At 60.8% G+C, this 12,873-nt stretch carries 13 protein-coding genes; 10 read left to right on the top strand and 3 right to left on the bottom strand.

All coding sequences use genetic code 11. The features are described 5' to 3' along the window. Positions 1 to 182: 182 nt before the first annotated feature. A complete protein-coding gene (locus NG895_RS00555) occupies positions 183 to 413 on the top strand; it encodes a PEP-CTERM sorting domain-containing protein (protein ID WP_252850485.1) in 231 nt (76 codons plus the stop codon). Between the two features lie 6 nt (positions 414 to 419). On the opposite strand, the gene serS is transcribed toward NG895_RS00555, so the two are convergent. Next, entirely contained in the window at positions 420 to 1,715 is a 1,296-nt protein-coding gene (gene serS / locus NG895_RS00550; protein ID WP_252850484.1) for a serine--tRNA ligase, read from the bottom strand. A gap of 139 nt (positions 1,716 to 1,854) precedes the next feature. On the opposite strand from serS, the gene NG895_RS00545 reads away from it, so the two are divergent. From NG895_RS00545 to NG895_RS00535, 3 genes are all read left to right on the top strand, one after another. Then, complete coding sequence (locus NG895_RS00545) at positions 1,855 to 2,223, top strand: ATP-dependent Clp protease adaptor ClpS (protein ID WP_341871422.1); 369 nt, start codon at positions 1,855 to 1,857, stop codon at positions 2,221 to 2,223. Positions 2,224 to 2,379: 156 nt separating this feature from the next. Continuing rightward, on the top strand, positions 2,380 to 3,678 hold the full coding sequence (gene mtaB, locus NG895_RS00540) for a tRNA (N(6)-L-threonylcarbamoyladenosine(37)-C(2))-methylthiotransferase MtaB (RefSeq protein ID WP_252850483.1): 1,299 nt from the start codon (positions 2,380 to 2,382) through the stop codon (positions 3,676 to 3,678). After that, complete coding sequence (locus NG895_RS00535; RefSeq protein ID WP_252850482.1) at positions 3,666 to 4,910, top strand: DUF6688 family protein; 1,245 nt, start codon at positions 3,666 to 3,668, stop codon at positions 4,908 to 4,910. Before mtaB ends, NG895_RS00535 begins: the two co-directional genes overlap by 13 nt. On the opposite strand, the gene NG895_RS00530 is transcribed toward NG895_RS00535, so the two are convergent. Continuing rightward, entirely contained in the window at positions 4,809 to 5,666 is an 858-nt protein-coding gene (locus tag NG895_RS00530; protein WP_252850481.1) for a DUF4349 domain-containing protein, read from the bottom strand. The two genes, NG895_RS00535 and NG895_RS00530, sit on opposite strands and share 102 nt — an antisense overlap. Positions 5,667 to 5,748: 82 nt before the next feature. After that, positions 5,749 to 6,249, bottom strand: a complete 501-nt coding sequence (locus NG895_RS00525) for a TrmH family RNA methyltransferase (RefSeq protein ID WP_261360600.1) — start codon at positions 6,247 to 6,249, stop codon at positions 5,749 to 5,751. A gap of 141 nt (positions 6,250 to 6,390) precedes the next feature. Here NG895_RS00525 and NG895_RS00520 point away from each other — a divergent pair, with 141 nt between their 5' ends. From NG895_RS00520 to NG895_RS30130, 6 genes are all read left to right on the top strand, one after another. Continuing rightward, on the top strand, positions 6,391 to 8,310 hold the full coding sequence (locus NG895_RS00520) for a peptide ABC transporter substrate-binding protein (protein WP_252850479.1): 1,920 nt from the start codon (positions 6,391 to 6,393) through the stop codon (positions 8,308 to 8,310). Next, positions 8,307 to 9,233: an ABC transporter permease gene (locus NG895_RS00515; RefSeq protein WP_252850478.1), complete on the top strand. Its 927-nt coding sequence runs from the start codon at positions 8,307 to 8,309 to the stop codon at positions 9,231 to 9,233. The genes NG895_RS00520 and NG895_RS00515 overlap by 4 nt, the downstream gene beginning before the upstream one ends. A gap of 4 nt (positions 9,234 to 9,237) precedes the next feature. After that, entirely contained in the window at positions 9,238 to 10,449 is a 1,212-nt protein-coding gene (locus NG895_RS00510; RefSeq protein WP_252850477.1) for an ABC transporter permease, read from the top strand. Between the two features lie 73 nt (positions 10,450 to 10,522). Continuing rightward, positions 10,523 to 11,029: a hypothetical protein gene (locus tag NG895_RS00505; protein WP_252850476.1), complete on the top strand. Its 507-nt coding sequence runs from the start codon at positions 10,523 to 10,525 to the stop codon at positions 11,027 to 11,029. 339 nt (positions 11,030 to 11,368) lie between these two features. Further along, a complete protein-coding gene (locus tag NG895_RS00500) occupies positions 11,369 to 12,643 on the top strand; it encodes an AAA family ATPase (RefSeq protein WP_252850475.1) in 1,275 nt (424 codons plus the stop codon). 57 nt (positions 12,644 to 12,700) lie between these two features. Then, positions 12,701 to 12,835, top strand: coding sequence for a hypothetical protein (locus NG895_RS30130; protein WP_261360599.1), 135 nt, complete (start codon positions 12,701 to 12,703; stop codon positions 12,833 to 12,835). Positions 12,836 to 12,873: the final 38 nt, after the last annotated feature.

Genomic DNA, 12,873 nt, shown 5'->3' with positions numbered 1-12,873 from the left:
CGGCAGGTCCGGTTTCGCCCTTCCTGCCGCCTGTATCGCGAACTTGGGTTATACTGCTGGTTCGTCATTCGCCCTCGCCGCCGGATACTGCCCGGCCCCGCCATGCCACTGACCAAGCCCCGTGTGATTCTTGCTGCTTTGCTGCTCGTAGCTAGCGCGACGGTGGTGCGCGCCGAGATCACTTGGACGGGAAGTGTTGCTCCGAGCGATCCGCCGACTTCAATGGCGATGGTCTCGCGGGGGTCGATATCGGTGACTTTGAGATCTGGAAGAGCTACTTCGGTGAGTCCGCAAGAGGTGAGGATAGCATCGCGCCGAGTGCGGTGCCGGAACCATCGAGCGTGGCCCTGCTAGTGCTGGCGATTGCCACCGTGGCGGGACGCTTTGCCCGGCGTCAGCAGCTGCGCAGGTAAGAGCTGCTACTCTTCGTCGGTGTCCGTGGCGCCGATGCGATCTTTGCCGACCCATTTGCGGAGCACCTCGGGAACGATGATCGAACCATCGGGCTGCTGGCAGTTTTCGAGAATGGCGATCATCGCGCGACTGACGGCGATGGCGGTGCCGTTGAGGGTGTGGACGAAGTGGGTACCCTTCTCGCCCTTCTTCTTGTAGCGAACATCCAGACGACGCGCCTGGTAGTCGGTGCAGTTCGAGGTGCTCGTCACTTCGCCGTACTCACCACCATTGCCACGGCCGGGCATCCAGGCTTCGAGATCGAACTTGCGATAGGCTGGCCCGCCCAGGTCGCCCGTGGCGATGTCGATCACCTTGTAGGGTAGCCCCAATTCGTCGAACAAGCCGCATTCCAGATCGAGGAAGTAGTTGTGCATGTCTTCACTCTGTTCGGGCGCGGTGAAGGCAAACATCTCGATCTTGGTGAACTGGTGCACGCGGTACAGTCCGCGCGACGCGCGGCCGGCCGCGCCAGCTTCGGTACGGTAGCAATGGCTGATGCCGACCAGCTTGATGGGCAGTTGTTCCTCTTCCAGCACCTGGCCGGCGTACAGACCGCCCAGGGTGATCTCGGCCGTGGCCACCAGGTTGAGGTCGAAGTTCTCGATGCTGTAGATCTGGGTCTCCGGGCCGCGCGGTACGAAGCCCACGCCCTGCACGATGTCGCCCCGCGCCAAGTCGGGCGTGATCATCGGCACGAACCCTTCCTTCATCAGGTACTCCACGGCAAACTGCTGCAGCGCCAGCTCCAGCAACACCGCTTCGTTCTGCAAGAAGTAGAATCCGTGGCCGGCGATGCGGGCGCCACCCTCCAAATCAATCAGCTTGTGCTGTTCGCCCAGTTCCACATGGTCCTGGATGGGAAATCGCAGGGGCCGCACTTCCACCGCACCGCGGCGAATCTCGCGGCTGTCTTCTTCGCCTCCGCGGGGCGATTCGGGGTGGGTGAGGTTAGGGATGTGGCTGTAAATGGCGCCGGCTTCGGCCACGATGCGGTCGATCTCGGCCTGCTTGGCATCCTTCTGCTCGCGGAGCATCCGCCCTTCTTCCTTGCGGGCTTCCCGTTCGGCATCGTCCTTGGCTTTGCCGATCGATTTGCTGACCTGATTGGCCTGGCGGGAGAGCTCTTCGACCTCCTGCTGCAGGGTCCGCCGCTCGGTTTCGAGCTGGGCGTAGCGAGCGACATCGGCTTTTACGCCGCGAATGTCGCAGTTCTCCTGGACTAACTCCACGTTTTCGAGAATGAACCGAGGGTCGAGCATGGCAGCTTGTAGTTGGGCGAATAGGGGGTACACAAGCGGCGGCGGATGGCCGCCCATCAAGCGACATAATATACTCGGGGAGTAAGCATTTCACCACCGCGGGTCACGCCCCGGCGGCTTCCCACAGGCAGGAACCACCATGGACGACATCCGTTTCGAAGACACCGAGCAGCCCGACGACGGTGGCATGTCCACCGTCGTGGCCCCCAAGAAGGAGCAAAAGGCGGAGCGGACCGGCCGCGAAGTGCCCAAGTACCACGTGGTGCTATGGGACTCGGATGATCATACCTTCGACTACGTCGAAAAGATGCTCCGCGAGCTTTTTGGCCATACAAAAAAGGACTGCGAACAAATCGCCAAGGGCGTGGACGAAGAGGGCAGGGCGATCGTGTTAACCACCACCAAGGAGCACGCCGAACTGAAACGCGACCAGATCCACGCTTACGGCAAAGACAACCTCGAGGGCAGCAAGGGGAGCATGTGGGCGACCATTGAATCTGCAGACTGAGGAAGGACGCCGGTTTGCAATAGTGGGACACCGTTTTGCGCGGATTGGCCGATGTGATCGCGGATTTGCTAAGCGTGTCCGTTCCCCAGTATCTTACTCGCGATCCTCTGCTTCGATCCGCGTCCATCCGCGACATGTTTCCCTTCCAGAACGTCTATGAAGTTAAAGACCCACACGCTCGGCTGCAAAGTCAATCAGTACGAAACGGAGTACCTCCGCGAGGGACTGCAGTCCATTGGGTACGCCGATGCGGCAAATGACGAAGTGGCCGATCTGTGCATCGTCAACACCTGCACGGTGACAGGGGAGGGCGACTCGAAGAGCCGGCAAGTCATTCGCCGGATGGCGCGGGAGAACCCGGCCGCCAAGATCGTGGTGATGGGATGTTACGCCACTCGCGCGCCCGACGAGATCAAAGCCCTGCCCGGCGTAACCGAGGTACTGACCGACAAACGGGAGCTGCCCGACCTGTTGGGGCGGTTTGGCGTGACGGACGTGCCGACCGGCATCAGCGGTTTTGGCTCCCGGCACCGCGCATACGTGAAGGTGCAGGACGGTTGTCTGCTCAGGTGTAGCTTCTGCATCATTCCCCACGTCCGCCCTCAGCTTACCAGCCGGCCGATGGATCACCTTGTCGACGAAGTGCGGCGACTGGTCGATGGCGGCTATCGCGAAGTGGTGCTCACCGGCATTCACCTGGGCCACTACGGGGTCGACTTCAATCGCCTGAAGCCGAAGAGCGAGTGGACGCGGCTTGCCCACCTGTTGGTCGCGCTGGCGGAGCTACCCGGCGACTTCCGCGTGCGACTTTCCAGCATCGAAGCCACCGAAGTGACGCGCGAACTGTTGGATGTGATGGCCGAACACCAGGAGAAGATCTGCCCCCACCTGCACATCAGCATGCAGTCGGGTAGCGACAGCGTGCTGCGGCGGATGCGGCGGCGGTGGGGCAGCCAGCGGTTTATCGATCGCTGCGGCATGTTTAAAGACAAGCTCGACCGCCCGGCAATTACCACCGACATCATCGTCGGCTTCCCTGGCGAGACGGCGCAGGAGTTCCAGGAGACGATCGACGTTTCGCGCGAGGTTGGCTTCTCGAAGATCCACATCTTCCCGTTCAGCGCCCGCCGCGGAACGCCGGCCGCCACGCTGCCCGATCAATTGCCCAAGTCGCTCAAGCAAGAGCGAGTCCATCGGCTGGGGGAAGTGGAAGCCGAGCTACGCGACGAGTACTTCCGTTCTCTGGCCGGAATGCCACTGCGGGTGTTGGTCGAAACGCCGGTGGAAGGGGGAAGGTGGAATGCCGAAGGCGGAGTTCCGTGCGTGGGAACATCCTGCCGGTACGCGCCAGTGGAAATGGTGACCACGCGCGATGCTGAAGGGAAGTTTGTCGAAGTCATTGCCGGTGAGGTTGCGGAGGGGCGGATACGCTCAGCGTCGCAATGTCTGAGCTAGAGCCAGACGAATCGGACACCCCCACTGAGCCGGCGTTGGAAGAATCGCCAGCCATCAGGATCCAAGGGACGCTGTATGCTCGGCTGTTCCGCTACTGCTTTCTGATTCTGTGGGGCTTGGTGGTTCCCACCGCCTTTCTAGCGGCATCGAGCATCTACGGCGGAATGGATCTGTGGCAATCGGGCCAGTTCGGCACCTGTTGCGTGTTGGTATTCAAAGCCCGCGCCATGGTGTGGCTATACCCGCTTGTGGCTTTTAGTGGTTGCGGGCTCGCCTATCAAACTTTTCGCAACCGCCAAACCGCCGCTCCCCTAGCGCTGAAGTTTGCGATTCTGTCGGGCGCGTTCATCTGGTTCGAGTTGTGGATCGCCTGGTGCGGGGCGACGTCGCACGAATTTTCGCCCTACCTTTGGAGCGTGCTGACCGTCATTGCTGCCCCCCTGGTTGGGTTCCTGTTTCTTCAGCCTCTGATCGCTATTGGCATCCTGGCGATACGAGTTCGCAACGCCATGGACCTCATAGACAACGCACCGTACGTGGGAGTACTACTACTCTTTGCAGTGACGCTGCCGTGGTATGGCATTTACCTGGTGGCAAGCATCATCTGTGCTGCGCCACTCGCACTGTCGGCCTACGTTTGGGCGAGTGCGGAGGTGATCACAGCCAATCGCCAACGTTGGCGAATATCTATCGCTGGCATTTTGACGATTTTCGTCTGGCTCTCGGTGAACTTCGCGGCCTGGCGGCGAGCAGTGCTGGTGGCCGTGGAAGAGTACAACCGCCTGCCCACGGAGCCTCCCGAGCCGTGCTTCATCATCACGGCCGCTGCCCAGGGGCATGCGTCGCTCGTTGGTTCCCGTGACGTTGGGCAGTCGTTTCGAGTAACCCGCCAGTTGCAGTTACTTAAGGCGCTCGAGTTGTTGCTGCACACCACCCTTCCGAGCTTCCACCGGCGGCTACGGAGAATTTACAACCGCGTAGGCCCTGCCATTGCCCGGCGAATCAGGTTCGCGTGGCTAGCCGACGTGGTGTACCTCACCCTGAAGCCAGCCGAGTGGTTCGCCTGGCTGGTGGTTCGCGTGGTGGCCGGTGTGCCGCGGCCGGTCATCAGACGAGTTTACGTCCGGCACTCACTTACGCCGCCATGCCCACCAGGGCCCAACAACCAGGCCTGCGATCAGGAGCCACGGCACGCACGCCACCACGGCCAGCATGGCATTTTTGGCCAGTGAGAAGATGGCACCGGTTGAACCTGTCCAGGTGGTAGCGATCTGAGTGCCAAAGCCCGGTGCTTGGGGTGGCTGGTAATCTTGTTGTTCGCGGACATAGAGCGTGATGGTCGTCAGCTCGGTGCGATCGGCCAGGTACCGTAGGCGGCCTTCCATCTGCTCGATATCCGTCCGTACGCGCGACAGTTCGCGTTCGACTTCGATCACATCCTTGATCTCGCCCTTGTTGGCGGCCAGCAGTTCCAGGATGCGCTCTTCCAGCTTCTTCTTGCTGCGAATGCGGGCTTCGAGGTCGACGTACTCTTCGGTCACGTCCTGACCATTCTGCTCGCGGCGTTCTGGCACACCTAGGTCGCCGGAGGCGTCGAGGAACGACTCGAACGATGCCACCGGTACCCGTACTGTCCACGTGCCTGAGCGTTCGCTGCCCTGATTGAGCGCGAGGTTCGCGTTGGCAATGAATCCGCCATACTGCTTGACGAGCGACGTGATCGACTGCTCCACGCCGGTGAAGTCATCGACCACGATCGAAAGCGACGCGGTGTAGATGATTTTGCGATTGTCGGCAGCTTCGCTGGGAGAGGAAATAGCCTCGCCGTTCTCTCGATAACTCTCGAAGGCAACCCCCAGTTCTTTGAGTTTATTTGCTACCTCGCTGCGAGGGACTTTGGGCGCATCGGAAGATATCCTATGGGAGGCAGACTGACCACAACCAAGGGTCGCGGCCAGGCACGCGAGGGCAAGTGTCAGGCGAAACATGGTGGGGACCTCAGGCTTACAGGACGGGCGAGGGATTGCACACGCTGTAGCTTGGACGCCCCAAATTCACACCGAGTTCCCGCTATCCATCCGGAAACTGTCGGCAGTACTCGTACATCGCCATCACCGTGGCCGTGGCCACGTTGTAGCTGTAGGGCATCCCCCAGACGGGTATCTCGACCACGGCGTCGAGTTCGGCCAGTACGTCCTCGGTCAGACCTTGTCGTTCGTTGCCAATGACGAGCACCGTGCGGCGATCGAACGCGTATTGGTGCAGGTCCGAGGAGTTGGTGGTTTGTTCGAGGCCCACGCGGGTGTAGCCTTCGGCCTTGAGCTTCTTGAGTACCGGCACCAACGAGTTGTGCGATTCCAGCTTGAGTGTTTGGGCGGCGTCGCGGGCGATTTTTGCGTCCAGCTTCACGCGGCCGGCACAGACGATCCGCGTCACCCCACAGCAGCCAGCCGCCCTGGCGATGCGCGATAGGTTCACATTGCTCCGCGTCGGCGCGCATGCAAGCAGAAGCTCCCGGGGCTGGGTAAGCGTGCGGGGCTCCTTGTGTCGAAGATGCTCAAATCGCGGCATTGTGCAGTGAGCCTTCGACGGAAGTCGAAGGTTTACGAAGTTCGGCAAACACTACTTACGCAATTCCAGTTGGAATTAACGCGAATACTGCGTAAGCTATCAGTTCTGCCTGCCTTCCGCCATTCGTCCCGCCTGGTGCCGATGAAACTCCGCAACAACCTACCCGCCATCGTGCTGGTGACCTTGCTCCTTGGCGGAGTGGCATGGTCGCTTACCGCCAGCCGACTTCCCCCGGCGGATTTCACCTTCAACAATCACACGGAAATTAAGACCGTCGACCCGGCGTTGGTCAGCGGTCAGCCCGAGGGGCGTGTGATCAACGGCCTGTTCGAAGGCCTGGTGCGGCTGACGCCGCAGGAGCGTTTGCCGGTGACAGGCGGTCCCGAGGAGTGGCCCGGAACCGCCGAGCGCTGGGAGATTTCCGAAGACCAGAAGACGTATACCTTCCATATTCGCGAGGACGCCCGCTGGTCGAATGGCGATCCGGTCACGGCGGAAGACTACCGCTACTCGATGCGGCGATTCCTGAGCCCCATCACGGCCGCCGAGTACGCCAAGCAAGGTTGGTACCTGAAGAACGGCAAGAAGTACAACTCGGCCGGCGCCTACCTCGAGCCAGGCGACCGCGTGGAGGTGGAATTGAACCTGAAGCCGGGCGAGCACGAAACACGCATCGGCCAACTGGTGAAAGGGGTACTCGTCCGCAAAGACCCGCCTGAGATGCCGGAGGATGAAGAGGAGCGGGACAAGATCACGCAAAGGTTCTACATCGATGTAGATGGCGAGGAGCGGTGCTACGTGATTGGCGACGCCAGTCGCGGCGACGAAATTCCAAACGACGCCGAGCCCTGCCGGATGGTGACGCTCGACTTCGACGAGGTGGGCATTCGGGTAGTCGACGACCGCACGCTGGTGACGGAACTCGAGAATCCCACGCCATTCTGGCTGCAGTTGTTGGGCTTCTACCCGTTGTTTCCGGTGCATCGTGGTTGCCTGGAAGAGCACGGCGCGCCCGATTGGACCCGCCCCGAGAACATTGTGACCAACGGTCCGTACCGCATTGGCTTCCGCCGTCCCCGCGATCGGGTGCGGCTGGTGAAGAACGAGTCGTACTGGAACAAGGACAATGTGCGGCTGGAGACCATCGACGCCCTGTGCGTGGAGAAGTCGACCACGTCGCTGAACATGTACATGCTGGGTGACGTTGATTGGATCGAGGAGCCGCCGCCCAACCTGATCCGCGAGTTCATGAACGCCGACCCGCCGCGCGACGATTTCAATCCGGCGCCGCAACTGGGGACCTACTACTACAAGTTCAACGTCGAACGGGGCCCGCTGGCCGATAAGCGGGTGCGGCAGGCCCTGGCCCTGGCGCTCGACCGCGAGGAGATCATCCGCACCGCCGTCCGCGGTCCGCAAAAACCGGGCTACAGCCTGGTGCCGCCGGGTGTGGTGGGGTACACCTCGCCCGAAATTCCCCATTCGGATCCCCAGCGGGCGCGAGAACTGCTGGCTGAAGCGGGCTATCCGGGCGGCCAGGGTTTCGAGTCGCTGGAGATCCTCTACAACACGCACGAAGCCCACAAGGCGGTGGCCGAACTGGTTCGCAAACAGTGGCAGCGCGAGCTGGGCATCACCGTCACGCTTCGCAACGAAGCCTGGCCCGCCTACCAGGACCGCCTGCGGATGTCGCAGTTCGACGTCGGCCGCCAGGCGTGGATTGCCGACTACAACGACGCCAACACGTTCCTCGACATGTATGTCAGCGACAATGAGAACAACCAGACCAACTGGGCGAACGACGAGTACGATCGCCTGATCTCGGCCGCCGAGGCCGAGTCCGACGAACAAAAGCGGGCGGAGTTACTGTACCAGGCGGAGGAGATATTGCTGGATGAAGTGCCGCTGGTGCCCATCTACTACTACTTCTCGCGCAACATGGTGAAGCCTCACGTGCGAGGGTTCTATAACAACCTGCAAGACTTCCATCCGCTGCACGCCATGTGGATCGACGACGAGCCGGGCGTCGTGAACGAATACATGCAGGGGGCGGAGCGTTGATTGCCTACTTCGCCAAACGGTTCGTGTGGCTACTCATCACCGTCTGGGTGGTGTTTACCGTGACGTGGATTCTGGCCAACAACTCGCCGGGCAATCCGTTCACTTCGGAGAAGAGCTTTCCGCCGGAGATCGAAGCCAATTTGCGCCGCCGGTACAACTTGGACAAGCCGCCGCTGGTCCGCTACACCCTCGATTTGGGCAACTTGGTCCGCGGCGACATGGGCGTGTCGACCAAGCAGGTCGACTTCACGGTGAACGAGCTGATTTCGCTTTGTTGGCCCGTCTCCGCAGCCTTGGGCCTGGCCGCGCTGGCCTGGGCGGCCGTCGTGGGGCTGGTGGCGGGGGTCGTGTCCGCGTCGCGGCGCGGCACCTTGGCCGATTTGAGTTTGATGTCGCTCGCCACGGTGGGCATTGCGCTGCCGAACTTCGTGATTGCCGGATTTGCGATCCTGCTGTTCTCGTTCCTCATTCCGCTGCTGCCACCGGCCGGTTGGGGCAGTCCCCGCTATCTGCTGCTGCCCGCGTTTTGCCTGGGTGCGCCGTACGCTGCGTACATCGCCCGCATCGCCCGTACCGGCATGCTGGACGTGCTGTCGCAAGACTACATTCGCACCGCCCGGGCGAAGGGGCTTTCGCGACTGGCAGTGATTATGAAGCACGCTTTGCCGACGGCCGTGATTCCCGTGGTGTCGTTCCTTGGCCCCGCGGTGGCCGGCATCATTACTGGGTCGCTGGTGATCGAGAAGGTGTTCGCCATTCCGGGCATCGGTTACTCGTTCGTGCAAAGCGCCATCGATAACGACACGCCCATGGCGATGGGCATCGTCGTGCTGTACACGATCCTGCTGTTCACGATGAACACGCTGGTCGACGCCGCCTACACATGGCTCGATCCGCGGGTGAGTTGGGAGGACGTTTCCTAGGTCCATGCAGAACACCGGTCCCCAGCCCGAGACCCCCCGCATTGGCAAGTCGCTGTGGAGCGACGCCTGGGGCAAATTGTTGCGCAATCGGTTGGCGGTGGCCTGCATGGTGGTGTTGGCGCTGGTAGCCAGCGGGGCGTTCCTCACACCGCTACTGCCGCTGCAGCCATCGGACAAAGCGGTGACCAGTCGCGACTTCGAGCCCCCCACGTTTCGGCACCAGCCCAGCGACAACTTGCAGGTCCGCAGGAATGACGAAGTGGTTCCGCTGACGCTCGTAGTCATCGCCGAGGCCGATGCCAAGGCCGAGAAGGTCGAGCAGCAGCTTGCGGACATCGACTCGGGCGACCACGAGCGGCGAAAGCGTGTGCTTAACTCCATCGAAGATGTCCGGCAACGCCCTTACCTGGAAGCCGGTTTCACGAACATGGGACCCTTCAGCCGCTGGATGACTCGCATGCGGCTGAGGATCTTTGGCAACTGGTCGATTCCCTCGCTCTGCGGTCGCGATAGCCTGGGGCGGGATGTTCTGTCTCGCGTCTTCTGGGGCGCGCGGGTGTCGATTATCGTCAGCATCGTGGCCACGTTGGTTTCGCTGGTGATCGGGGTCAGCTACGGTTCGATCTCCGGCTACTTTGGCGGCACGGTCGATGGTGTGATGATGCGGATTGTGGACGTCTTGTACTCGGTGCCTTTCATCTTTGTGGTCATTTTCCTGCTCACCATCCTGGGCGAGGAGCAGACCAAGAAGCAGTTGGCCGAGTACGGCATCGACCGCATTACGATCTTTTACGTGGTGGTGGGCGCCATCTACTGGCTCACCATGGCGCGCGTCGTGCGGGGGCAGGTGCTTTCGCTGAAGAAGGAACTGTACGTCGAGGCAGCGCGGGCCCAGGGCGCCGGCCAGATGGAGATCATCGCCCGGCATATCGTGCCCAACGTGATGAGCGTGGTGATCGTGTACCTGACGCTCACCATCCCCCGGGTGATGCTGTTCGAGGCGTTTCTGTCGTTCCTGGGGCTGGGGGTCGAATCGCCTGATGTGTCTTGGGGCATGCTCGCCAGCGAGGGGCTCGACGTCATCAACCCGGTTCGTACGTACTGGTGGCTCGTGGTTTTTCCCAGCATAGCGATTGGTTTGACGCTGTTCGCCCTGAATTTCTTCGGCGACGCGCTGCGCGACGCCCTGGACCCGAAGCTCAGGGAAGGGCGGTAGACAGCTTGCTATCGCCGCTCGGGTTGGCGAGAATTGTAGGGGGCACTTTTCATTCTTCACTGGGGAGGTCTTCATGCGCTATTGTCCTTTGCTGATCGTCGGTGTCGTTGTGATGGCCACTGCTGGTTGCGTGGTTAAGGAGGAAAAACCCTCGTACGCCGACCTGGTGGTGATCTACAACGCCGAATCGGAGACGCTCGAGCGACTCGAACGCCAACGGGCCACGATGGTTGCCGAGTACGAAGCAACGCTGCAGCCAAGCGGTGATGCAGCCATCGAGGCCCTGAGCGGCATGCTTGGCGATCTGAAGAACGATACGACCCCAGATCTCAGTACGGCTGATCCCAACGAACTGCTGGACAACGCCATTGCCAACGCCGAGAACATGGACGCCAAGGCGGCTGAGCTACTGGAGGCGGCTGCTGGCAGTGCGGGAAAACCGCTCGACCGCGAGTCGATCGAGGCCCTGTACAGCGAGGATTTCAAAGCCAAGCTCGCCGAACTGGATGCCGAGATTGCCGAGCAGCGGGCCCGCGTCGAGAAAGCCAAAGCCGATCGCGATGCGGCACAGCCGGAGTAACGCGCCCGACGCGACAAAAACAGTGTGAATCTCCTCAACGGGTGATTCTCGACCCAAGTCGGTGGTCGGAGAGTCACCACGTAGCGGTTCTCTTGCCCAACCGCTACCCAATCGACATTGACGGCAATCCGCTTCTTTCACTTGTTTGCCGTGGGCTGACTACCTGTGACACAGAGTCAAAGCTCTGCTGCGCCCTTTCTACTGGCAGGTATCGCGGAGTTGGTATGGCATGTGCTTCCTGTCTGTAGGGGGAGCAGCCGACTGGCTCGATGGAGTCTTCTCTGGTCGCTGCGCAACAAACCAGGACGAGCAACTACCACTTCTTTAGGGGTACCAATCATGAATGAACACACTGAACACATCCATCACGAACACAATCATCCTGCCAATGGAGAGTACGCGGTAGCTGCTGGCAGCCGTTTGCCGAGGATTAGCTGGGGTGCCATCTTTGCCGGCGTCGTGGTCACACTCGCGCTGTCATGGCTGCTGCACCTGCTGGGCACTTCCATCGGCGTGAGCATCGCCGACGCTTCGGACACGGTTGCCATGGGCGAGGGCGTCGCCGGCGGAGTCGCCATCTGGATCGTACTCAGTTGGTTGATCTCCTTCTTCATTGGCTCGCTAGTCGCTGCCAGGCTGGCCGGCAGCCTGGAAGACTTTAGTGGAATGCTGCACGGCTTAGTGCTCTGGGGATTAGGAACCATTATCGCGGTTTATCTTGGATACAGCGGCGTGATGTCCGTCCTGAATACCGGGCAGCAGTTGGTTTCTGCCACGGTGGCCGGCACTGCACAGGCCGTGTCTGGAGTGGCGAGCGGAATCGGTACCGCGACAACGTCCGTCTCCAGTGGCATTTCGCAAGCCATGGATACCAAGATTGCTCGCGATATCCGCAGCCGATTGAGCGAAAGTGCCATCGAGGCTGCAGCCGATATGGACGAGCAACTTTCTGAGCAGGACATTCGTACTGCGGTCAACGAGCTGGACCAGCGAACGTTGCGCCGTGTGACGCAGGACCTGATGAACGACGACCAGGAGGGTGCTGCCGAGTTGTTGGCTGATTCGTCCGAACTCTCGCAACAGGATGCACAAGCACTTATCGATGGGGCCTACCGGGAGCTGGAAGAGCAATTTGGCAATCCCGATAACGAGCAGTCGCTGTCCCAGGACTTGAAGGGCCAGCTAGCCGGCCAGGTCGATGGCTACATTGCGTCGTTGGATTCGCAGGGCGGCGTTGAGGTCACGGCCAAGGACGTGCGAACCGCTATCGACAAGCTCGACTCCGAAACGATGACGACCATCTCCAATCGATTGATCAATGGCGACACCCAGGGCGCTCAACGCGCGTTGGTGGCCAATACGAATTTGTCGCAGGAACAGATCAACGCCATCTATAGCGGAGTGGAAGAAGACATTTCGCAGGAAATCGAAGCTTATCAGCAAGAGCTAAAACAGGCCGCCGAAGCAGTTTCGACGTACACCCAGGAAGTCCTGTGGCTGACCTTTGCTGGTAGTGCCTTGGCGTTGGCCGTCTCGCTTGGTGGCGGATGGCTCGGTGCAGATTCGGCTCGACGACTCTATGTCGAACAGTACGGTCCTACTTCGACCACCTGAGCCGTAACTCGACCCCCAATCCACTATCTCTCATTTTTTGAACAAGCGAGTATTGTCATGCGAATTGGACTAATCGGCGTTGTACTGATCGTGTTGCTGGTGGCTGCCCTGGTGCAGAATGTCTACATCGGCGGGTTGGGTGGCCTACTGCTCCTGATCCTCCTGGTGTTGTTACTCACCGGACGGGTTTAGCGCTGGGAAGTCAAGGCCACGCGCGACGCAGCCAAAGC

The sequence above is a fragment of the Aeoliella straminimaris genome, assembly GCF_024054565.1.
Lineage (GTDB): Bacteria > Planctomycetota > Planctomycetia > Pirellulales > Lacipirellulaceae > Aeoliella > Aeoliella straminimaris.
This window is presented reverse-complemented; position numbering and strand designations above follow the sequence as displayed.